Source organism: Enterococcus sp. BWB1-3 (assembly GCF_016745275.1).
Taxonomy (GTDB): domain Bacteria; phylum Bacillota; class Bacilli; order Lactobacillales; family Enterococcaceae; genus Enterococcus_L.
In genome coordinates, this window is record NZ_JADOEP010000014.1 from 15,742 (window position 1) to 37,577 (window position 21,836).

Genomic DNA, 21,836 nt, shown 5'->3' on the forward strand with positions numbered 1-21,836 from the left:
TTGGTGATTTTTATAGAACTCCTCGTCATAAATACTCGCTTATGAACCACATAACCTGTGCTTTCTTCCTTGATTTCCACAAAAACCACTAAAAAATTCAACTTCCACTACCTTTTCAGACACTCCCTAGATTCTGGTAAGTAAAATTTAATAAGGGGGTTCTTTAACAGGTACTTAGACTTGCAGATATATCGACAGTTAGGAAAATGTTTATGAGGATAGATAAATTTAGTGTTTGTGAAATTTCTGTTTCTGACCTGTTTTTAGTGATTTTTTTCTGCCATTGGTGATTGACAGGAAAATGTCTGGAGGCAGTTGAAAAATGAAGAGTGATTATACCATGTTTGCTGACTAAATTGTTTTCAGTATTTTGTAAATAAATGAGTAGACCAAATGAAGTGAGGGAATCTTTTATTGCACATTAAAACCCAAATAAGAAATTTTCTCAAAATCTTGTTGACAAAAATGATGAACGGCTATATATTTAATTTGTGAATAATACCAATGGCTCTTTTTAAGGTCCTTTGGTTTTTCCGGAAGGAGGAGGATACATTTGATCGGTTTACTGGTGGTTACTCACGGGAATTTAGGCAAGTCATTGTTGGAATCTATTGCTATTATCACTGGAGAAGTAAAATATGCAGAATCAATAGGGCTGTATCATGGAGATAGTCCGGAAGTATTTCGAGGCAGGATTCAGGAAATGATTGAAAAATTGGATTCAGGAAAAGGGGTGCTTGTTCTGGTTGATTTTTTCGGCGGAACACCTGGTAATGAGGTGTTGAAGCTGTTGCCAAGAGAAAAAATGAAAGTGCTTTCCGGAGTGAATATGGCGATGCTTTTGGAGGTTGTTGTGAACCGGGATTTTTCAAATGACGTGGAACAGATTGGCCGGATAGCGTTGGAAAGCGGAAGCAGGAGCGTCATGGATTTAAATAAAGCATACAATAATATGATAGAAAGGACAGGTAAATAATTATGGGTATTGTATTGGCAAGAATCGATGACCGTTTAATTCACGGACAAGTCATGACATCATGGCTTAATTATACTGGTGCAAACAGAATCATTATCGTAGATGAGGAGACAGCGAATGATACGTTTTTAAAGATGATTGTGACTTCTGTAGCTCCTGCAAATATAAGAACGGAGGTTTTTGATATTGAAGGAGGAGCCGAAATATTAAGCAATCTTGGTGAATCAGATAAGGTAATTGTTTTAGTAAAATCACCTTCTTGCTATGTGGAATTGCTGAAAAGAGGCGTAGCACTGGAAAAGGTGAATATTGGAGGAATGGGTGCCAAAGAAGGTCGTTCTAAATTTTATAAAAATATTTCTGCATCTGAAGAAGAAAAGGGTTGGTTAAAAGAGCTGATTGACAATGGTGTCAATGTTAGTATTCAAATTATTGCTGAAGATAAGTCCATTGATGTTTCAAAGTTAGTAAGTTAGGAGGAATAAGAGAATGGGTATTTCATTTATACAGGCAATCTTAATTGGTATCGTTTATTATCTTGGTGTTACAGGCACTCCGTGGTTCTCATTACTGGGAAGTATTTCATTTATGCAAAAGCCTCTTGTAGCAGGAACGATTGTTGGATTTATTCTGGGTGATCCTATTCAGGGTGTGATTATCGGAGCGGCGATTCAACTGCCGTATATTGCATTTATCTCTGCCGGGGGGACAGCCCCGGTAGATCCGGGACTGGCAGGTACGCTTGGTACGGCACTGGCACTGGCATCTGGAGCAGACCCGCAGACAGCAGTAACACTGGCGATGCCGATTGGATTACTGGGAACTGTAATTTGGGTTGCCCATATGACGGTGGATGTATTTTTTGTTCATATGGCTGATAAAGCAGCTGATGAGGGCAATCTCGACCGCATCAATTTTCTGCATGTAGTACCGCCGCAAATTATCCTCCTCCTGATGAGTGTAATTCCAGTTGCATTTGCAGCGTACTACGGCTCTGGGGCAGTAAGCAGTATACTGGGATATTTGGATGGGACGCCTCTTCATATTTTACAGGTCATCGGCGGGTTGCTTCCTGCGTTAGGTATCGCAATGAATTTGCGTTCCATTAATCGTCCGAACACGATGCTGTTCTTTATTTTAGGGTTTGTAATGGCAATATACATGGGATTGGATGTTATTGTCATAGCTGTGGTTGGAGCGATTATTGCCTACTTATATACCATTACACCAAGAAATGAAATTAGCGGGTTAGGCTAAAGAAGAGGGAGGAATAGAAATGGAGCAAGCAACAGAGAATGAAGGTTCAGAAGTAAGAAAAGAGCTCTCGAAAAAGGACGTGGCAAAATCGTTTTGGCGTTGGACATTTTTCAGTCATGCCAACTACAATTATGAACGTTTGGAAGCGACGGGATTAGTTCATGCATTTAGTCCAATCATAAAAAAGCTCTATGCAGATAATCCGGAGGAATACCGAAATGCGTTAAAAAGACACATGGCGTTTTTTAATACTGAGCCTCATTTTGGCGGAGTTATTTGCGGAATGGTTATTGCAATGGAAGAAGATCGTGCCAATGGCGCACCAATCACAGATGATGCCATTAATGGAATAAAGACCGGATTGATGGGACCGTTTGCCGGTATTGGCGATACACTTTGGCAGGGCACCTTGACTCCTATTTTGCTGGCTTTTGGGGTGAGTCTGGGTTCAGAAGGAAATCTGATGGGGCCGCTGGTTTACGGGCTGATGATGTTTGGGATCATGTTTTCTCTTGCCTATTTTGTCTGGATGCAGGGGTACAGGATGGGGAAGACAGGGATTGAAAAAATTTTAAGCAGTAATATTTTGCAGTATTTAATCACAGGTGCGTCCGCAATGGGTGCTATTGTACTGGGAGCATTAACAGCCAACTTTGTTTCGGTTTCTTCCCCTTTTGTTATTAAGGTCGGAACTGTCGAGCTGGGGCTGCAGGAAGATATACTGGATAAGCTGTTTAAAGGGATTCTGCCTTTAGGGATTACATTGCTTACACTGTATCTTTTGAAGAATCGAAAAATGAAGTCGACAACTGTTATGCTGATTTTAGTTGTGATAGGCGTTGTTTTTGGCGCAGCAAATATATTCTAAGGGAAGATTAGAGGTGTAGAAAATGAGAACTGCAGTTTTTCATGGGATTAAAGACTTGGTGATTGAAGAGTGTGACATACCAAAAGTTTCAGCAGATAAGATTCTGATAAAAATCAAAGCCTGTGCGATTTGTACATGGGAGCAAAGAGTATATACAGGCGTTAAAAAGGTGGACTATCCTTTTATTGGCGGACATGAAATAGCTGCTGAGATTATTGATTTGGGCAGTAACATTGATTCGAAAAACTGGACAATTGGGGATAAAGTGGTTTTTGGAACAAATCTAGCCTGCGGGAATTGTGAATTCTGCAAGAGCGGGGAAGAGCAGAATTGTCTGGATTTCAACCACAGCAAGCACTTGGAAGGTCTGCCGCATAAAGGGATGGGCGGTTTGTCGGAATATATGCTTGTCGAACCGCGGCATCTGTTCCATTATTCTAATGTTTCTCCGGAAGAAGCAGCGTTGACAGAACCCTTATCTTGTGTGGTTCATAGTTGTGAAACTGCCGATATTCAATATGGAGATTTAGTAGTGGTCATCGGCTGCGGTATCATGGGACAGCTTCACATCGAACTGGCAGTCAAAAGCGGCGCAGCTGTACTGGCCTGTGATTTGAATCCGGACAGACTGGTGTTGGCAAAGAAGCTTGGCGCACATTATACTGTCAATTCTGATGAACTGGATTTAGCTGCTGAAATAAATCGAATCAGCCGAGGGTTGGGGGCAAATGTAGTGTTTGATACAACCCCTATTCCGTCTGTGGTTGAAGAGGCAGTATCTTTTGTAGCAAATACAGGTCGGGTTATTCTGTATTCTTCATTTTATCCAGACACTCCGGTGCGGTTCAGTCCCGACAAGCTTCACAAGGGAGGCTATCAAATCGCAGGAACAGCTAATTCAAACAGTCGTGATTTTGTTCGGGCAGCGAAAATGATCAGTGAGAAAATTATTGATGTACGACCCTTTATCAGTGAAGTGGTTGGGTTTGATGAAGTGGTTTCAGGTTTTGAGTCGGCGATCAAAGGCGACAAGTACCGGGTAGTCGTAAAATTCTAGGATCAAGAGAGCGAAGCAGACGGTATCGATGGATGAAGGTATGTTATAATCAATATGAAAAAATCTGACAAAATGCATCCATCCCGGACGAATCTAACTGTCTGCTTTGAAGAGTATTTACTTGATATACTACTTAGAGCAGAATAACAAGGAGGTATATCAATTCATGGAAGAGTTCATTCCAAAATATAAACGTGTAAGTAATGATATTCAACATTTGGCAAAAATTTTAAGTAATCAGGGGAAGCCTCTTCCCAGTGAAAGAAAGCTCTCTGAAAGCTTAAATGTTAGTCGGACGACTGTTAAACGTGCCCTTGAAGCATTGGAAAGACAAGGAATTGTCTCATACATTGAAGGAAAAGGATTTATTTTGCAGGATCGGGATGTAAAAGTTGTTTCCAGTATGCATATTTCAGGATTTTATGATGATATTGTTTCAAGGAAAAAGAAAATCAGTTCAGAGGTCTTACAAAAGAATGTTATTCAAGCGGATAAAGAGTTAAGTACCGTGCTTGAAATTGCTGAAGGAGATTATGTTTTTAATCTCCTGAGACTGAGAAGCGTAGACAATATGGTTTATTCTCTGACTGAAAGCTTTATTCCACTAGATCGTTGTCCTGAAATAGGTTCAATTGATTTAACGGATAAATCGCTCTGGAAAACACTCAGTCAGTTTGGGATTCAACCGCAAATTGTCAGTCAGCGTGTCAGCGCACGAATGGCTAATTATACTGAAATTGATTACTTAAATATTTCTAAGCCTGCTGTTGTCATGGTTGTGAACAATCTTGCTTGTTGGGAAAATAAGCCCATTGAGCTTTCCTATGTATATACAGACGTCCTCTCGACAAATCTTGAATATCGTTTTACTAATTAAAACGAGGAGGACAAATTATGTTAGTCACATTGAAGGAACTCTTGAAAGATGCAAAACGCACACCTTATGCTGTTGGAGCAATAAATGTTCCAAACCTTGAAGCAATTCGTGCAGTGGTTGAGGCAGCAGAGGAGTTGAATTCTCCGGTTATTTTACAGCATGCCGAAGTACATGAAAATCTGGTTCGTCTGGAAGAAATTGGTCCGGTGATGTTGGATTATGCACGCCGGGCAAAAGTTCCTGTTGCAGTTCACTTAGACCACGGAGCATCTTTTGATATGTGTGTTCAGGCAATCAGATTGGGCTTTACGTCTATTATGTATGATGCATCCAGCAAGCCGTATGAAGTCAATTTGGCAGAAACAAAAGAAATTGTTAAAATCGCTCATGCAGCAGGGGTCTCTGTTGAGGCAGAATTGGGTCATATTTTTACCTCAGCTGTCGGCGGTGGTGAAGGGCGCGGTTCTGATTCCAGTGAAGATTATGATGATTTGGAGGATGTGTATACAGATCCAGACATGGCAAAAGCTTTTGTGGAGGAAACAGGGGTGGATTGTCTGGCGATTGGGTTTGGAACCGTTCACGGTATTTATTTAAAAGAGCCCAAACTGGATCTGGATCGTATTCTGCAAATCAAAAATAAGATTGATATCCCTTTTGTCATGCATGGCGGTTCAGGGGTATCCGAGGCAGACTATAAAACGGCAATCAGAAATGGTATTTGTAAAATTAATTACTATACTTATATGAATAAAGCCGGTGGTAAAGGGGTTATAGAATGTCTGAAAAAAATGATTGCCGGAGAAACGGTCTTTTTTGACGAACTTTCTTTGGCTGCAACAGCCGAAATGAAGAAAAATGTCAAAGAAGCAATGAAAATTTTTATGAACCCTTAGGAGCTGTCTGAGAACTTGGACTGTAAGAAAATTTAGAGATGCCATGATTTTGAAGTGAAAATAAGGTGTTTGTTTATAAGGTATAGAGTCGTTCTAGTCAGCGAAGGAGGCAAAGATGGCTAAAATTGCTGCTTCAATTATGTGCGGAAATCAACTGAAATTGGGTCAGGAACTGGAAGACCTGCAAATAGCTAGAATAGACTGGCTGCATTGTGATGTTATGGATGGAATGTTTGTGAATAATTTAGCAATGGGACCTTATGTGCTGGAGCCGATTATTCAATCTGGTCAATTTACAACAGACGTTCATTTGGCGTGTATTCATCCGGAAAAATATATAGAGATGTTTGCACCGATTCATCCTGACTATATTACATTTCATGTGGAAACAACGACAGATGCTGCAGGGCTCATTCGTCAGATTCATCAGATGGGAATGAAAGCGGGGATTGCTCTAAACCCACAGACGACGGTTGAAATGATTTTCCCTTATTTGTCTGATGTTGACCTGGTTTTAATGATGACGGTAAATCCGGGTTTTGCGGGACAGAAATTTGATTACAGTGTTTTGGAAAAGCTGAAGCTGTTAAACGAAGAATTAAAAAAGCAACAGCTCAGACCACTTATTGAAGTGGATGGAAATATACACTCAGAGACTGTTTCGTTGATCAGTCAGTATGGGGCTGATCTGTATGTGGTTGGAACCTCTGCGCTTTTTAACAGCAAACAAGGAAGCTATCGTGATAAGGTGGAAGACTTGTTAACAGCTGTTTGCAAAATCAAAAGTAAAAGAAAATTGTAAAGAGATAAGGGATGTGACAAACATTCATAGGGGCAGTTGCCCTCATGAATGTTTGTCACAATCTCTTTTTTTTAGTAATAGATTACAGTTGCTGAAATTACAATATCTGTCAGTAAAACAGTTTCTGGTTAAGGATGAACGTTTCATATTCAAAGATTAATGAGATCGGTAGATATCCGGTTATTTTTGAAGCTGCTCGTTCTTGTCATTGAAGTATACAGGTTAAAATTTTCTATCGTTGAACATTATTTATAAACGACCTTTTATTATAATTTATAATTTGGTCAGATTACTAGTGCTCAATATCATGGGGTTTATTTGTTTTTTTAATTAATTATTTATTTTATTTTAATATTTTATTTACTTTTTTTAAAATAACGTTTATTCTGTTGTTGGAAAGAAATGCTATTGTATGAAAAAGATTTTTAGCTTGATGAGGTGTTAATATGAATATTTTAAATAAAAGGGACTATGCTTATAGCTATATCATTAGAAGTATTTTTTCAGAAGAAGAACTGTCTGTGGAATCGTTGATTTATGAATTAAATATCAGCAAATCTACATTTGCTAATATTATTAACGAATTAAACGAAATTATTTATCCGATTCAAATTAAGTATTATCAAAATACAATAAAACTTATTCGACCCCCAGAATATTCCTTTGACTTTTGTATAGCTCAAATTTTAAAAAATAGTTTAGAGTATTCCATTATGGAATTGCTGTTTTTTGAACAACACCCTACTTACTTAGCGATTTCTGATGAATTATTTGTTAGTGAATCTACAATAAAAAGAATAATTGGGTCCATTAGACCCAAACTAAAAGAAATAGATATTATCCTTCAAACTAAACCTTTGTGCATTGCTGGAAATGAGACAAATATTCGTTATTTCTTTATGGCTTTTTTTAAAGAAAAATATGGCTTTTTTAACCTTCCCTTTCCAGAAGACACTATAAAAGCTTTAGGGAACTTTTATAGATACGGTGCATTTGTTATGGAAAAACAATCTACAGCTCAACAATACATTCGATTTATATTATCAACTGCAGTTTCATATGAAAGAGAACTTCGTCACCATAGACTTGATTTACCTAATAGTTTAAATATAAAGTTTCTTAAAAAACTGATAGAAACTGCTCCTAATCTTATTACCGAATTAGAAAGACCCGATGATCCAAATGATACTGAATTTTATATTCGTATTTTTTATCTTTTTACAAATAATACTCCCTTAAACCTTGAAATAAACAATCGCTCTGTTGCATCTCAAAATCAACAAATAGCTGAATTTTTAAGTCTATTTTGCGATATTTTCAAACTACAGATTGATAAAAAACAACTAGATGATCTTTCATTAGAAATTTTTGAAATTATTTACAACTTTAAAAGACCTATCGAGTCATCTAACTTTGTACTAACAAATCAATTTAAAGAATTTTACCAACTAAGTACTTTTTTTATGGAGTCTTATCATCTTATAATGAAAGAGATTTATGAATATTGTTTTTCAGAAGAATTTTATTCATACTTCTATATTGTCTTTTTTGCAGTTACAACTACTTTTCCACATCTATTAGATACGTTATATGATGATTATAGTAATATTACGATAACATTACTGATCGATTTTGATTTCCAATTCTCTAATTATTTAAAGAATAAACTCGAAAAATTGATTCCTGGCAGCCCACATTTCAATGTTATTTCTACCGCTAAAGATTTAAATATTTCAAAAATAGTTGAAACTACTGATTTATTAATTACAAATATATTAGATATTACGCCATTTAAAACATCAACAACTACCGTAATTTCTATTTCTCATTATTTAACTCAACAGGATTTAACCTATATACTAAATGCTGTTCAAGCTAAGTATAAGAAAAATTATATGGAACTTTTAACAAGAAGCTCTGTTTATTTCACTAAATATAATGTATATTGAGTGGTTGTCAAATTGCTTGCTGGACGAACTCCTGTAAAAAAAGATAAAAAACTGAACTGCTTTTCAGTTCAATGGAAATTAGGTGCAAAGAATCTACCATCAATTTAGACAGATTTAAGGCAACACACTTAAAGCAATGCTGGCAAGCATAGTATCTTTTCTTTTCATTAGAATTAAGTCCATTCCAAAACAACGCTTCAATTGGCTGAAGTTGCGCTCCATCTCGATACGATCTCGATTGTCCAAGCGTTTGCTGTGAACTTTATTTTTAGGGGTATCCCAAGGCTGGACCGGAAAGACGAATCTCCCGTTGCTTACAGTAGTTGAGATTGTTCCGATTGCGATCGATTTTTCCTAAACGGGCAACTCCATTGGCTAAACTAATATCCAGCTTAGTGCCAAATTCCGTCGCTGCTTTGATTTTCACATGAACAATAGGCAAATAAACTTCCCGAGCTTTTCGACGGTAAGTGCGCGGTTTATTCAATTGCTTTTCTTCGTAGAGGGTGTCAATAATGGTTTCCTCAAGTGTCCGAGCATCATTCAATAACTTCGTGTCTGTTGGATACTTGATCTGGTGCGGTGCATGGGCGGTATCTAAAATAAGCGTTCTGCTATTCGAATCGCTGTCATCATCATCTTCTGGTTGTTCTTTCAAGTGAGCGCCTAAGATTTTTTCGTTAATTGTCATCAGTGTCACGTCGTCTAAGCATTTGCGAAAATAGAGCATTGTAGACGCATCAAACGGTTGTTCATCTTGATAGCCAGGCAAGCCGATAAAGAATTAAAGATAGGGGTTTTCTTGAATTTGCAGGATCATTTCTTCGTCAGAATAGCTGTATTCTTTTTGGATGAGTAATGCTTCTAGTGTCATCCGCAACGGTTTGGTCACAGTCCTCTTTTTGTCCCGAAAGTTTTTGGCATATTCTTTTTCCAATGCCTTCCATGGAATGATCTGCACTTTTTTGATCCAGTGATTTTGCGGTTAAATCGCTGAATAACCAGTATTTTTTGATTATTCAGCAGGTATTATATAGCAAGCTCAACACTTAATTAGAATTTTCAAGTTCAAATTCTAATTAAATACAAACAAAAATGACCTTGTATTATTATGTCTTTCTATGCTATGGATTAACTACGGACTAAAGTTGATTTTCTATAAGTTAGCTGACAGAAAATAGCTAGCTTATTTGTTTTTTTAATATAAAGTCTCAAAAATTTATAAAAAAACGAGACTATGACATACTAATGTCATAGTCCCCTAACACCGAATAAACAGCGTTCCAGTCTTTATATGATCTGAGCATTTGTAAGAAGCGTAGGAGTGAAATCCCTCCATACTTCGAGGATCGGAACGAAGTCCTTTAATTCTTAGTGGCTTTGCCATTTAGAAATTGATGAGATCGAAACGAAGTGAAGTGTAGTATAGTGAGAATCGTAGACGCAGAAAAACAGATACCGCGTATTGGCGTAGTGTTTTGTCTCGAGAATCGTTGGACTCATAGAGACAGCAGTTCTTCTACGCTCCGCAGCATACAGTTCTACTACATCAAGTGAGCTGGTTTCATTCAAGAAATACTTATCGAAACTACGCATACCATTCTGCTAAAGTACGAATATAAGCAGAAGTGGCAAAGTAGAACTAGGATCTCGGAAATAAGCCGAATACTCTCAAAAATATGGAAAGCTCCAAGTAGATATCAATCCGCAGCCTTATTGTCATAAATCACTACGATTGACTTGTCAGAGTAGATGCGTGTTACCTACCTGGTTCTTGAGGCAGAACACTTCTGCTCCAGTGATTACTCGTCGTATGGAGCAGAAGTGTCACAACCTCTATAGTATCAAGTTTTATTTGTGTGAATTTTTTAAATTTTGATTATTAAAAAATATAAACTGGTGTAAATTTTGCTAATGATGTTTCTTTACTCGCACCATCTTCTTTAATATTTAGCGTATATTCTTGATTAGAAAACTTAGTATTTTGTGGAAAAACAAATAGTCGTTGCATAGGTGTAGGTAAAAAGGTGCTTCCCGCAATCTCTCCATTTTTATCTCGTAAAATAAATGTATACCCAGTTTTATATTTCTCGTTAATTCTAAACTCAAGCGAGTGTGTTTCAGTTGTTAGTCTATTACTACTTTGTAATAATTTATCTCCAGAGGGTACATCTTCAAAAACATCTTTAAAGCCATTTAGTTGTAGGATATTACTTACCTTTCCGATGGCCCCCGTTTTCAAAAGCTCTCCACTATATGATTCTGGATTGAGTAGGGTATCTTTAAAAAAGTTATTTTGAATAGCAATTTCTTCATAAAATGAACCATCGTATGCTACTTGTCTGATAACTACAGAGTTTATTATTGATTCTCTTTCTTCTTCAGTAGGATACTGTTCAAAGAATTTATCTATATTAATATCAAAAGCTACTACTTTCCCTGACTCAATCACCTTTAATGCTTGAATATTTAGTAAAGCAACAAATGTATCCTTAGTGTCTACAGCTTTGTTTAAAGTTACTCTTAAAACATTATAGCTAGATAAAAATGCATCTTCCACTTGTAATGTAGAGTCACTCTTTTGTGATATTTCAATATTTTGAGAATCTGCAAAAACTTGTTCACTTGTAGTTACTCCTGCTAAAGTTGCAATAGTCAATGCTGTTATTGTCGTTAATAAATATTTTTGTTTCATCTTTTCCTCCAAATTTTCTGATTTCTGATTAATGATGATTAATTTCCACACTAGTCCACAAAATAAATTATGTATTTCAGACCAGAATTAGATCATTCATTAGCTATAGAATACGATATCCTTTCTAATTAGGTCAGGTCATATTTCAATTTCAAAAATTAAAATTGACCGCAAGCGTATACTTTAGTATCCACGCACCTAGAGAGTATCGACATAAACCTAGATTAAAAATTAAGCATAGAAAAAATGGTGTAAATGTCAGGTAGCAAAGCACCCAGACGACGAATAGCCCGATTGCTATACTAACAATTGAGCGAAGGTTGTCTGCTAGTTATTTGTATTTTTCTTGAATGATTGTTGACCATAGAAGATAGTCATCTAACATTTCCAAACAAAGAACCGGTAGATTAGGCAGTTCCTCCAATAAGTAAGTGAGGTAGTGGCTCCCATTTAATCCATCCAGCTCCGCAATTTTCAGTACACTTAAGATATGGCTCGAAGTTGTGCCTCCTCCAAACTGTTTGAAAAAAAATAATTTTTTCTCCCCATTATGAGCTCTTTCACCAAACGTCCATCCCCAACTGGAGTCAAACTAGCTGTAAAAATTATAGAAATAGCTAGTTTGACTCCAGTTTCTTTTAAAGCTGCTCCTTCTTGTCATTGAAACATATACGTTAACATTTTCTATCTTTGAACTTCATTTATAAATGATCTTTTATTATAATTTGGTCAGATCACTAGTGACTTAATATAATAGATATAAGTAAAAACAGACAGATGATAAATATACTCTCTAGTATATCAGCACTTGGGTTGCTGTTCCGGACAATATTTTTGAGCTGGCCAGTTTAGTTAAGAAAAAAATTGAATTTTATGAAACCTTTTTAAAGAAAAGACTGTCTAATAGATATAAGGTAGAAAGTAGGAGATGTATGGAGAAAGAGTTGCAAATAAGGTTGGTAAAACAGGCTAAAATTGGGGATGCCGAGGCATTTGTAAAGCTATGCGGGGCTTACCAAACGGTGTTGTATAATTCCGCCTACAAACTATTGGCAGACAATGAGGATGTGGCCGATTGTCTGCAGGAAACAGAAATTCGCGCATGGAAAAAAATAACTAATCTAAAAAATGAAGCAGCATTTAATTCTTGGATATTTAGGATCATGGTAAATATTGCCAAAGGAATCTTGAAAAGACGGGTTGAATCCGTTGAGTTTGAAGAAAGACATATGACTAGAGAAGAAGACAGTTATGGAACTTCTGATCTTGAACAAGGATTAAATAGATTGTCGGAGAAATACAAAATTCCACTCATTTTACATTATTATGCAGGATTTAGTATCAAAGAAATTGCTGTTCAGGAAAGGATATCTGCAAATACAGTGAAAACCAGACTGGCACGCGGAAGAGTCAAATTGAAAGCCTTATTGGAGGAGAACGGTCATGGATAAAAAGACGATCGACAGGATTAAAAACGAAAAAGAAATTCCTGCTGAAGTAATGGAAAAACTGCTTCTCAATCGGAAGCTGATTTTGACAAACCAAATCAGTCAGGAAAAAGCTGTTAAAGTGAGCCGCAGGAAAAAAGTGATGTTTATTTTGGCAGCGGTAGCCATTGTTTTTCTGCTTGTAATGATTAAGACGCCGGTGGGTACAGCACTTGAAAAGATGTTTGGCATCAGCCGGGATTCAGGGGTTGGAACAGTGGAAAGTCATGGTATTCCGAATAAGCTTGACTTGACAAGTATCCAAAATGGACGTGAAATTAAGCTGACTAAATTTGTCGCAACGAAGAAAAAACTTGCTTTCGATTATCAATTCAAGCTGAATGATGAGAAACTGAGAACTTTGCTGGAAAAAGAAATTGCAGCAGGTTCAAATTATCAGGATATTTTACTTGGACTTTTTGCTGAAGGGAACATGGAGGATTTATTTAGGGGTGTACTATCTTATTCGACCTTTCGTATTGAAGGGGATATGTTTTACGGGTCTGTTATAGCTATTTTTGATAAGGAGAAAATACCGGAAAATGCTAAATTAACCCTGCATATTTATCGGTTGCATTGGCAGGATTGGGATGAATATGAAGCTGTCAAGGCTGAAGCGATTAAAAAGGCATACAGCTCTTTCAGTGTTGAAACAGCCTTAGTGTATGAAGGCGATTGGAGCTTCAACGTTGAATATGAGCCGCTGACTCAAACCGCTGAACCACAAGTTCTTCAGGCTGATAATGTTCATGAGATTAAAGCAAAAAGTGATGCGCTGCAGACCACTGTTTCTTTTAACATCCCTACAGAAGGAGATTCAGGCGACTTTCAATTTTATGATGTAATTATTTATAAAAACGACGTTAAGAATGAGGCGCAGTCAAGCTTTAGTTACGAAAATAAAAATGGTAATACTGCATTTGATTTTTCTTTTGATTTGAGTGCACTGGATAACACCTCTGTTTACAAAATTCAAGTCAATGAAGTTGACGAAATGGGGAATATAGTAAAAGAATTAGGCAGCTTTGAGCTGCAAAATAAATAAGTGAAATGCGTATAGAAAATAAGAAGAGAGAGTTTTATACGCAGGTTCTGTGACCTAATGATTGGTACAAAATAAGTAGAACGATCTAGTTTGTCCCTCAAGGTTAACTTGGAGAAGAACCTCAATAAGCGATCGACCTACACGCCCTTCTGTCCTCTTTAGTATGACAGGAAATAGCGTGTAGGTCGATCGTTTTTTTCTTTTCATTCTGTTTGGTGCGGGTGGATAGCCCTCATGAGTGTTTGTCCCAACCTCTTTTTTAGTGGTTACTTTCACAGCTGTGGTTTGCGTATGGTTTGAAAGTAAAAAAATCTTTGGTGATACAAAACAGTTCCCTGAAAATGAGGCACTTATCAAAAGAGGAATGCGTTTACAAGGTTGTTTGAATATGTTAATATTTACTTGTTCGAACAAGTAAACTATATTGTGGATCACTCAATAGGAAGCGGTGATAAATAATTTTTTTGGACAGATCACATTCTTTAAATTTGGTGTGAAGAATAAGTGAATGGTGGTGGAAGTAATCATAATTAAGGAAGAGTTGAATAGGCAAACTAAGTTAAGAAGTATTTACTTCAATCGATATCTCCTATTTCGTTATGCTACAGCAATGTTTTTCTTTATCAATTTATATTGGGGTGTATTAAGTTTTTCTGTTCCAAACATTTGGACGGCAGTGCCAATAGGGCTGCTTATAATTGATATCGCTATCATCATTGAACAAACCGCAAAATACTGGAATCCTTCCAAACGTTTGCTGTTTACGAAAGCAGGGTATGCCGTGCAGATTAGCAGTAATTTAGTGGGAATTATGCTGATTTTTCTGGGGCAACAGCAGCAGCTTTTTCCATTTATCAATGAGAGTGGTCGTGGATTGTTGCTTATATGTCTGATTATTGGGTGTCTTGCAGGAATCGTTGTCGAATGGAAGGTTTGGCAAATTGAACAGGACAAGGATTCCTATTTAGAACATATGAAAATTTTTGAGGATAGTTTAGAAAAGGAAAGGTGATAAAAATGGATTCAGATAACAAATTATTTAAGTTTTTGAACAATTATTTAATGGGACCGATGGGAAAAATTTCCCAGCTTAGAATTGTTCGGGGGGTTATGGCTGCAGGGATGGCCTCTATTCCATTTACGATTGTCGGCTCAATGTTTCTGATTATTGCTGTTTTACCGCAAAGCTTTCCGGCATTAGAGGGGATCTGGGAAGCTTCGTTCAATCGGGTTCAAAGCTTATACATGCTGGCAAATATGGCGACAATGGGAATTTTGGCTCTTTATTTTTGTATTGTTTTTGGCTACGAATATTCAAAAATTCAGGCTCAGGAAGAGAAAATCAATTTGAATCCATTGAACGGAGCTTTGCTGTCTATGATGGCATTCTTTATGTGTTTGCCGGAGCTGATTTTTGATGGCGGAGTTGCCGTATTGGTCAGTGTGATTACAGAGGATCAAAAAATTATTGATGGCTGGGAAATGTCCGGTGGTGTTACACGTCTGGGAACAACAGGAATTTTTACAGCAATTATTATGTCCATTATTGCAGTGAAGCTGTATACGTTGTGCGTGAAACGCAAGTGGGTCATCAAAATGCCGGAAACTGTTCCAACCGGGGTTTCAACTTCTTTTACTGCTCTTATTCCAACTATCTTGATTGCACTGACAGTTATTGTTATTAATGGCGTATTAATCGCTTTGGGAACAGATATCTTTAAGATGATTGCCATTCCATTCGGGTTTGTTACTAATTTAGCGAATACCTGGGTGGGGTTGCTGGTTATTTACTTCTTAATGCACGCGCTTTGGATCGTTGGTATTCATGGGGCAACGATAGTTACCTCATTTTTGACACCTATAGTTCTATCCAACATGGTTCAAAATCAAAATGGAGCAAATCTACCATTTGCAGGTGAGTTTAATAACAGTTTTGTTACGATTGGCGGTTCTGGTGCAACACTGGGGATGGTTGTTTTTATCACATTCTTTGCAAGATCAGCACAGCTAAGTGCTCTGGGAAAGGCAGCAGTGATTCCGTCACTCTTTAATATTAATGAACCGATTTTATTTGGGATGCCGGTTGTCTATAATCCTTATACAGCTATTCCTTTTTTCCTGGCTCCAATGAGTTCAATGTCCGTTGCTTACTTTGCCATCAAATTTGGGCTGGTTAACCCGCCAATTGCGCAGGTTGCCTGGCCGACACCACTTGGTTTGTCAGGATTTATTGGGTCAGGCGGTGACTGGAGGGCATTCGTGCTGGCAGTTGTCTGTGTGGGGACAGCATTTTTGATCTGGTTCCCGTTCATCAAGTTTTATGATGGGAAATTGTATCAGGAGGAGCAGGCAAAAGCTGCAGTAAACGAAATGAATTAGGAACTGCAGTTGTTATTGTATTATGTAATGCAGTTTCGGCTGTATTACAGCAGATCAGGTATTATACCTGCGGGATAATACAGAGCAATGAACAAAAGTATTAATAAAAAACAGAGAATTATTTTTTACTGAGTTGAGCGTGAAAAAGAGAAGTGAGAATGATAACTCCAGAGGATTGAGATATAATAATAAAGTGATAGTGACTAGTTACATTAATTAAAAAAGGAGTGTCAGTAATGCAGCGTAAACATCCACTGGATATTAAAATGTTGGTTAAAGAAATGGTCAATGAAATCCAAAAGGGGACGCTTGCTGATGAGAGCGGCAAGCTGCCAAGCGAGTATACCTTGATGTCCCATTATAATGTCTCTCGTTATGCATTACGACAGGCTCTTGGACAGCTAGGTGACATGGGCTATATCTATCAGTCACATGGTATTGGTTCTTTTGTTCGTCCCAAACGTCGTGATACCGTGATGAATCTGCAAAATGACACAGAATTAACAGAAGAGCTGGCACGTCCTGGTCGTGTAATTACAACAGTGGCAGCCTGCCAGTGTATAGTGAGTGCAGCTGATGCCGATTTTTTACCGGAGAACCATGATTTGCCTGCTGGAGAGCGATTAATAGAAATTAAGCGTCAGCGAACACTTGATGGAGAACCTTATTTGATTGAGCAGTCGTATTATTTACAGTCAGTTGCTGAAGAAATTCCGGAAGAGTCGCTCTACGATTCTGTTTTTAAATATTTTGAACTGAAAAAAAATATCAAAGTAGGATTTATTGACAAAATCATCAGCAGTGAACCACTTTCTGACTGGGGAGCAAGCTTCTTTCAATTGCCTGCAGGAGCGCCGACACTGGTTGTGCGTGATGACAGTTTTTTAAGTTCAGGAAAACTTCTGGCCTTTTCAAAAATTTGCTATGACTATCGTAAAGCAGAGCTGTTTATGTTTAAGAAAAACTATTAATGGAGCTGAAAATAATTTTGTGAATCAGATATTTTGCTGAATAATCAAAAGCAGTAAATAAAGTTGTTGCAAATATTCCTCCTGTCTTATAAAATAAATAGACACACTCTTTAGGGGAGTAGCCGGCAAGAGTCATTGTGATAATATCAACAGTAAGTTAATCACTAAAGTGGTTTTCTGGTATTATATGAAACGGTGAGACCTAAGATAAGTAGCTTCTACTTGTCTTGGGTCTTTTTTAGTTGAAATTGCAGGCTTCAGACGATGCAGATTGCAGCAGTGTGGTCAAAAAACAAAATTTGGAGGATAAACATGGAAAATAATCAGGAAGCAAAACAAAAACAAATTTATCAACAATCATTGGGTACATTATTCACTGAAACAAAAAGCAGTGAATCTGGCCTAAATTCATCACAGACAGAGGAGAGATTAAAAGCAGATGGCTATAATCAGTTAAAAGAAGCGCCGAAAAAATCAAGCTTCGTACTCTTTTTGGAAACATTTAAGGATGCAATGGTTATCGTCCTGCTTATCGTTGCCATTGTTCAAATGGTTATGGGAGCCTACGTAGAATCGCTGGTTATTTTTGCAGTGCTAATGCTGAATTCAGTAGTCAGTGTGATTCAAACCAAAAAGGCAGAAGGATCACTAGAGGCTTTAAAAAGTTTATCAGCACCGGATGCGCGTGTCTTGCGTGACGGACAGGAGAAAACGATTTTGGCAAAAGAAATCGTTGTTGGAGACATTGTCCTGCTGGATGCCGGCGACTATGTACCCGCAGATGGCCGTCTGTTGGAAGCTGGATCATTGAAAGTAGATGAAGGAATGCTGACTGGTGAATCGACACCGTCAGAAAAGGAAGTAAAGGAAATTTCAGATACAGTTCCAATTGGTGATCGTGTAAATATGGTGTTCAGCGGTACGATTGCTACTTACGGTCGTGGAAAGTTTCTGGTGACCGGTGTTGCCAATCAAACAGAGATTGGACAGGTGGCTGGATTACTCGAAACAACAGTTGAAAATAAAACTCCGCTGCAGAGAGGCTTGGACAGCTTCAGTAAAAAACTCAGTCTGGCAATTTTAGCACTGTCTTTAGTTATTCTTGCTATTCAGCTGGGACGCTTATTTTTAGGTAGAGGTTCGGGTGATTTAACGGAAGATGTCATTCAGGCATTTATGTTTGCAGTTGCTGTAGCAGTTGCGGCCATTCCTGAAGCGCTGCAGTCTATTGTCACCATTGTTTTGTCAATAGGGACTAAAAAAATGGCAAAGAGACATGCGATTATCCGTAAACTCCCAGCTGTTGAGACGCTAGGTTCAACCAGTATCATCTGTACTGATAAAACAGGAACTCTGACACAAAATAAAATGACGGTTGTCAATTTTTATTTAGCTAATGGTAAAATGAGTGAATTTTCCAAAGAGCCGAAGAAATGGACGAGAGATGAACAGCGGTTAATGGAAATTGCTGTGTTGGCAAATGATGCAGCGATTAGTGAAGATGGAAGTCCGCTTGGTGATCCGACGGAAGTGGCTTTGATTGATTTTATCAATAAGCAAAATCAGCCGTATCAGATAATTAGAGAACAGTTTCCCCGGAAGGGTGAACTGCCTTTTGATTCTGATCGAAAACTGATGTCAACCCTTCATGATATAGACGGCGAGCAGTTGATTTTGGTTAAAGGTGGACCAGATATCGTTTTTGAAAGAAGCAGCCAGGTGCTGTTGGATGGAGAAATTGTTCCGTTTACTGAAGAAGCAAAACAAAAATTCCAGCATCAAAATGAAGAATTTTCCAAGCAGGCACTTAGAGTGTTAGCCTTTGCCTACAAGCCCGTTGCACATAAGGAACTGACATTGGATGATGAAAATGAATTAATTCTTGTTGGATTGCTGGCAATGATTGACCCACCTCGAAAAGAAGTGGTACAGGCGATAATTGAAGCAAAATCAGCGGGCATTAAAACGATTATGATTACTGGGGATCATAAAACAACAGCAGTGGCTATTGCCAAAGAAATCGGTATTTTCTCAGAAGGTGATCAGGCATTGACTGGGACAGAACTGGATGCATTAAGTGAAGAAGAATTAAAAGGAATTTTAGCAAAAGCCACTGTTTATGCACGTGTTTCTCCAGAAAATAAAATTAGAATTGTTCGAGCGTGGCAGGAAAAAGGGAATATTTCCGCAATGACCGGTGATGGTGTAAATGATGCACCGGCTCTAAAACAGGCTGATATTGGTATTGCGATGGGAACTGGAACAGATGTTGCCAAGGATGCAGCAGCTATGGTTCTGACAGATGACAACTTTGCTTCCATTGTAAGTGCAGTAGAAGTTGGCCGTAATGTATTTGATAATATCAAAAAGGCGATTGCCTACTTATTTGCCGGTAATTTAGGTGCCATCATTGCAATCATTTTTGCATTGATTATGGGCTGGGCAAATCCGTTTACTGCACTGCAGCTGTTGTTCATTAATCTGGTTAATGATTCGCTGCCTGCTATTGCATTAGGAACGGAAAAAGCAGAGCCGACAATTATGAAACGTCAGCCTCGTAATCCAAATGAAGGGATTTTTACTGGGCGTACTTTAATCTCTGTAACTTATCGGGGAGTGATTATTGCTGGAATGGTTATTTTCGCTCAATGGCTGGGAATGCAGCATTCAACTGAAATGGGTGTGGCAATGGCTTTTTCAACACTGATTTGGTGCCGTACGCTACAAACACTGCCAGCACGCTCCAACACACAAACAGCAATGCAAGCCGGAGTTTTCTCTAATAAAATGGTGCTGCTGGCTATAGTGATTTGCGGTATGCTGTATAGTGTTACGTTAATTCCCGGTGTAAGAGCAGTCTTTTCAATTCCGGAAAGCTTTGGTTTTGAACAAATTGGACTGTGTATAGGTTTGGCGGCAGGAGCAGTAGCGTTAATGGAGCTGTTAAAAACTGTACTTGTAAAAATGAAGAAACAGAAAAATGGGTTGTATGGTCCAGTTGATTGATATTGATATAATTAAGGTTTGGTGCAGGGGAACGGCTAATTTGAAGAGCAGTCTGTGCTCTGAATCAAAATGATTTAAGTCTGGGAATTTTTCTCAGGCTTTTTCTGTGTGTGTGAACAGACATATCTGAAAAGGAGCTGTTTACTAGCCTGAATATCTGTGTCAACAGATTGGACTATGCTATACTTGTTTTGTGAAAGTGGCGTTAGATGAATCTAAATTTACTCAGGTGTTCATTTGAGACAGCGATTTTGCAGATGTTGATTTGAGAGAAACGAGTTTTAGAGAATCTATTTTGGAAAATGTGGATTTTAGCAATGCATTTGTTAAAGAAGCTCAGTAGTGGTGCAAAGAGGCTCATCCATCATTCGGTCTGCTTCAAGTCATTAGAACAAGCAGTCAACAATCCTGAATGCTTTACGATTACCCATGCAAGTGAACATAATTGAAATGGAAGAAACTATATAGGGACGGTAAAGAACTGGACTGTGACATAAGTATGTCTAAGTCCCCTAAAACCGAATAAACGGTGTTCCAAAGCCCCTCCATGCTTCGAGGATCGGAACGAAGTGAGAACCGTAGACGCAGAAAAACGGATACAGCGTAATGTTTTGTCTCGAGAATCGTTAGACTCGTAGAGACAGCAGTTCTGGAAATAAGTCGAACTATACTGAAAATATGAGTAGCTCCAGGGAGGTATCAATTCACAGCTAGTCATTTTATGACTAGTGTTCCTTGACAATTTTCGTATAGTCCGACTTATTGACATAAATCACTACGATTGACTTGTCAGAGTAGATGATGCATGATACCTACCTGGTTCTTGAGACAGAACACTTCTGTCACAACCTCGTTCAACGCTCAAAAGAAAAATGGTTTAGATAGTTGTGGCAGTTTTTAATAAAGTAATAGTAGTGGGGGACAAAAGCACCGATGGGACTCGAAAAAATTTTAGGAGAATCTTGTGATGAAAGAATATACAAATAAGAAAGAATTAATTTCTGCAATCAAAAGTAAATATGAGCTGTATATCAGAGAGTTTGCAGATATTCCGGAAACTAAAAAAAATCTGAGAATAGATGAAGCAGACAGAACGCCGTCAGAAAATCTGTCTTATCAGCTTGGCTGGATAAACTTGTTGTTGGATTGGGAAAGAAGAGAGAAGCAGGGGAAAACAGTTCAAACACCTGCTGAAGGATATAAGTGGAATGAGTTAGGCGGGCTATACCAGTCCTTTTATGAAAAATATGGTCAGATGACATTATTGGAACAACAGGAAGCGCTGTTAAACGGAGTGGAGGAACTCTGTCGGTGGATAGATTCTTTATCCGATATAGAATTGTTTGAGCCTGAACAGCGTGGCTGGGCAACGACGAAAGCAAAATGGCCGCTGTATAAATGGATTCATATTAACACAGTTGCTCCATTTACAAGCTTTAGGACAAAAATTCGCAAATGGAAAAAGTACGCTTTATAACGATTCATCAAATGGAGGTTTATAGAAGAAGTTCGAAGTAAATAAAATAATGAGATGGTTTGAAAATGGGCAATATCTTAAGACTAGACTGATG

19 protein-coding genes and 1 pseudogene are annotated in these 21,836 nt (G+C 37.9%); 17 read left to right on the top strand and 3 right to left on the bottom strand.

The window, feature by feature from the left end:
* Positions 1–553: 553 nt before the first annotated feature.
* From IW492_RS10590 to IW492_RS10630, 9 genes are all read left to right on the top strand, one after another.
* Positions 554–976, top strand: coding sequence for a PTS sugar transporter subunit IIA (locus IW492_RS10590; protein WP_202067599.1), 423 nt, complete (start codon positions 554–556; stop codon positions 974–976).
* Between the two features lie 2 nt (positions 977–978).
* Positions 979–1,452, top strand: a complete 474-nt coding sequence (locus IW492_RS10595) for a PTS system mannose/fructose/N-acetylgalactosamine-transporter subunit IIB (protein ID WP_202067600.1) — start codon at positions 979–981, stop codon at positions 1,450–1,452.
* Positions 1,453–1,465: 13 nt separating this feature from the next.
* Positions 1,466–2,233, top strand: a complete 768-nt coding sequence (locus IW492_RS10600) for a PTS mannose/fructose/sorbose/N-acetylgalactosamine transporter subunit IIC (RefSeq protein WP_202067601.1) — start codon at positions 1,466–1,468, stop codon at positions 2,231–2,233.
* A 19-nt stretch (positions 2,234–2,252) separates the two neighbouring features.
* Positions 2,253–3,101 carry a PTS system mannose/fructose/sorbose family transporter subunit IID gene (locus tag IW492_RS10605; RefSeq protein WP_202067602.1) on the top strand — a complete coding sequence of 283 codons (849 nt, stop codon included), beginning with the start codon at positions 2,253–2,255 and terminating at the stop codon, positions 3,099–3,101.
* 22 nt (positions 3,102–3,123) lie between these two features.
* Positions 3,124–4,158, top strand: coding sequence for a zinc-dependent alcohol dehydrogenase (locus tag IW492_RS10610; protein WP_202067603.1), 1,035 nt, complete (start codon positions 3,124–3,126; stop codon positions 4,156–4,158).
* A 166-nt stretch (positions 4,159–4,324) separates the two neighbouring features.
* Positions 4,325–5,035: a GntR family transcriptional regulator gene (locus IW492_RS10615; RefSeq protein WP_202067604.1), complete on the top strand. Its 711-nt coding sequence runs from the start codon at positions 4,325–4,327 to the stop codon at positions 5,033–5,035.
* Between the two features lie 17 nt (positions 5,036–5,052).
* Positions 5,053–5,931, top strand: a complete 879-nt coding sequence (locus IW492_RS10620; RefSeq protein ID WP_202067605.1) for a class II fructose-bisphosphate aldolase — start codon at positions 5,053–5,055, stop codon at positions 5,929–5,931.
* A gap of 115 nt (positions 5,932–6,046) precedes the next feature.
* Entirely contained in the window at positions 6,047–6,733 is a 687-nt protein-coding gene (locus IW492_RS10625; protein ID WP_202067606.1) for a ribulose-phosphate 3-epimerase, read from the top strand.
* A gap of 446 nt (positions 6,734–7,179) precedes the next feature.
* The gene (locus IW492_RS10630; protein WP_202067607.1) at positions 7,180–8,682 is read left to right on the top strand and encodes a helix-turn-helix domain-containing protein; all 1,503 of its coding nucleotides are present in this window, start codon (positions 7,180–7,182) and stop codon (positions 8,680–8,682) included.
* A 268-nt stretch (positions 8,683–8,950) separates the two neighbouring features.
* On the opposite strand, the gene IW492_RS10635 is transcribed toward IW492_RS10630, so the two are convergent.
* The 3 genes from IW492_RS10635 to IW492_RS10645 all read right to left on the bottom strand — a co-directional run bounded on the left by IW492_RS10635 (position 8,951) and on the right by IW492_RS10645 (position 11,377).
* Positions 8,951–9,373 (bottom strand): hypothetical protein, encoded by a 423-nt coding sequence (locus IW492_RS10635; protein ID WP_202067608.1) that lies wholly within the window; start codon positions 9,371–9,373, stop codon positions 8,951–8,953.
* Positions 9,374–9,466: 93 nt separating this feature from the next.
* The gene (locus IW492_RS10640; protein WP_202067609.1) at positions 9,467–9,619 is read right to left on the bottom strand and encodes a hypothetical protein; all 153 of its coding nucleotides are present in this window, start codon (positions 9,617–9,619) and stop codon (positions 9,467–9,469) included.
* Between the two features lie 945 nt (positions 9,620–10,564).
* Positions 10,565–11,377, bottom strand: a complete 813-nt coding sequence (locus IW492_RS10645; RefSeq protein ID WP_202067610.1) for a hypothetical protein — start codon at positions 11,375–11,377, stop codon at positions 10,565–10,567.
* Between the two features lie 932 nt (positions 11,378–12,309).
* Here IW492_RS10645 and IW492_RS10650 point away from each other — a divergent pair.
* From IW492_RS10650 to IW492_RS10685, 8 genes and pseudogenes are all read left to right on the top strand, one after another.
* Entirely contained in the window at positions 12,310–12,828 is a 519-nt protein-coding gene (locus IW492_RS10650; protein ID WP_202067611.1) for an RNA polymerase sigma factor, read from the top strand.
* A complete protein-coding gene (locus IW492_RS10655) occupies positions 12,821–13,909 on the top strand; it encodes a hypothetical protein (RefSeq protein ID WP_202067612.1) in 1,089 nt (362 codons plus the stop codon). The genes IW492_RS10650 and IW492_RS10655 overlap by 8 nt, the downstream gene beginning before the upstream one ends.
* 508 nt (positions 13,910–14,417) lie before the next feature.
* A complete protein-coding gene (locus IW492_RS10660; RefSeq protein ID WP_202067613.1) occupies positions 14,418–14,921 on the top strand; it encodes a hypothetical protein in 504 nt (167 codons plus the stop codon).
* A gap of 5 nt (positions 14,922–14,926) precedes the next feature.
* Complete coding sequence (gene celB / locus IW492_RS10665; RefSeq protein ID WP_202067614.1) at positions 14,927–16,288, top strand: PTS cellobiose transporter subunit IIC; 1,362 nt, start codon at positions 14,927–14,929, stop codon at positions 16,286–16,288.
* Positions 16,289–16,524: 236 nt separating this feature from the next.
* Positions 16,525–17,259 carry a GntR family transcriptional regulator gene (locus tag IW492_RS10670; protein WP_202067615.1) on the top strand — a complete coding sequence of 245 codons (735 nt, stop codon included), beginning with the start codon at positions 16,525–16,527 and terminating at the stop codon, positions 17,257–17,259.
* Between the two features lie 312 nt (positions 17,260–17,571).
* Positions 17,572–20,265, top strand: a complete 2,694-nt coding sequence (locus IW492_RS10675) for a cation-translocating P-type ATPase (protein WP_202067616.1) — start codon at positions 17,572–17,574, stop codon at positions 20,263–20,265.
* A 256-nt stretch (positions 20,266–20,521) separates the two neighbouring features.
* Positions 20,522–20,608, top strand: a pseudogene (locus IW492_RS18665) (pentapeptide repeat-containing protein); the annotation flags it as partial.
* 624 nt (positions 20,609–21,232) lie between these two features.
* Entirely contained in the window at positions 21,233–21,742 is a 510-nt protein-coding gene (locus IW492_RS10685) for a ClbS/DfsB family four-helix bundle protein (protein ID WP_202067617.1), read from the top strand.
* The last annotated feature ends 94 nt before the right edge of the window (positions 21,743–21,836 follow it).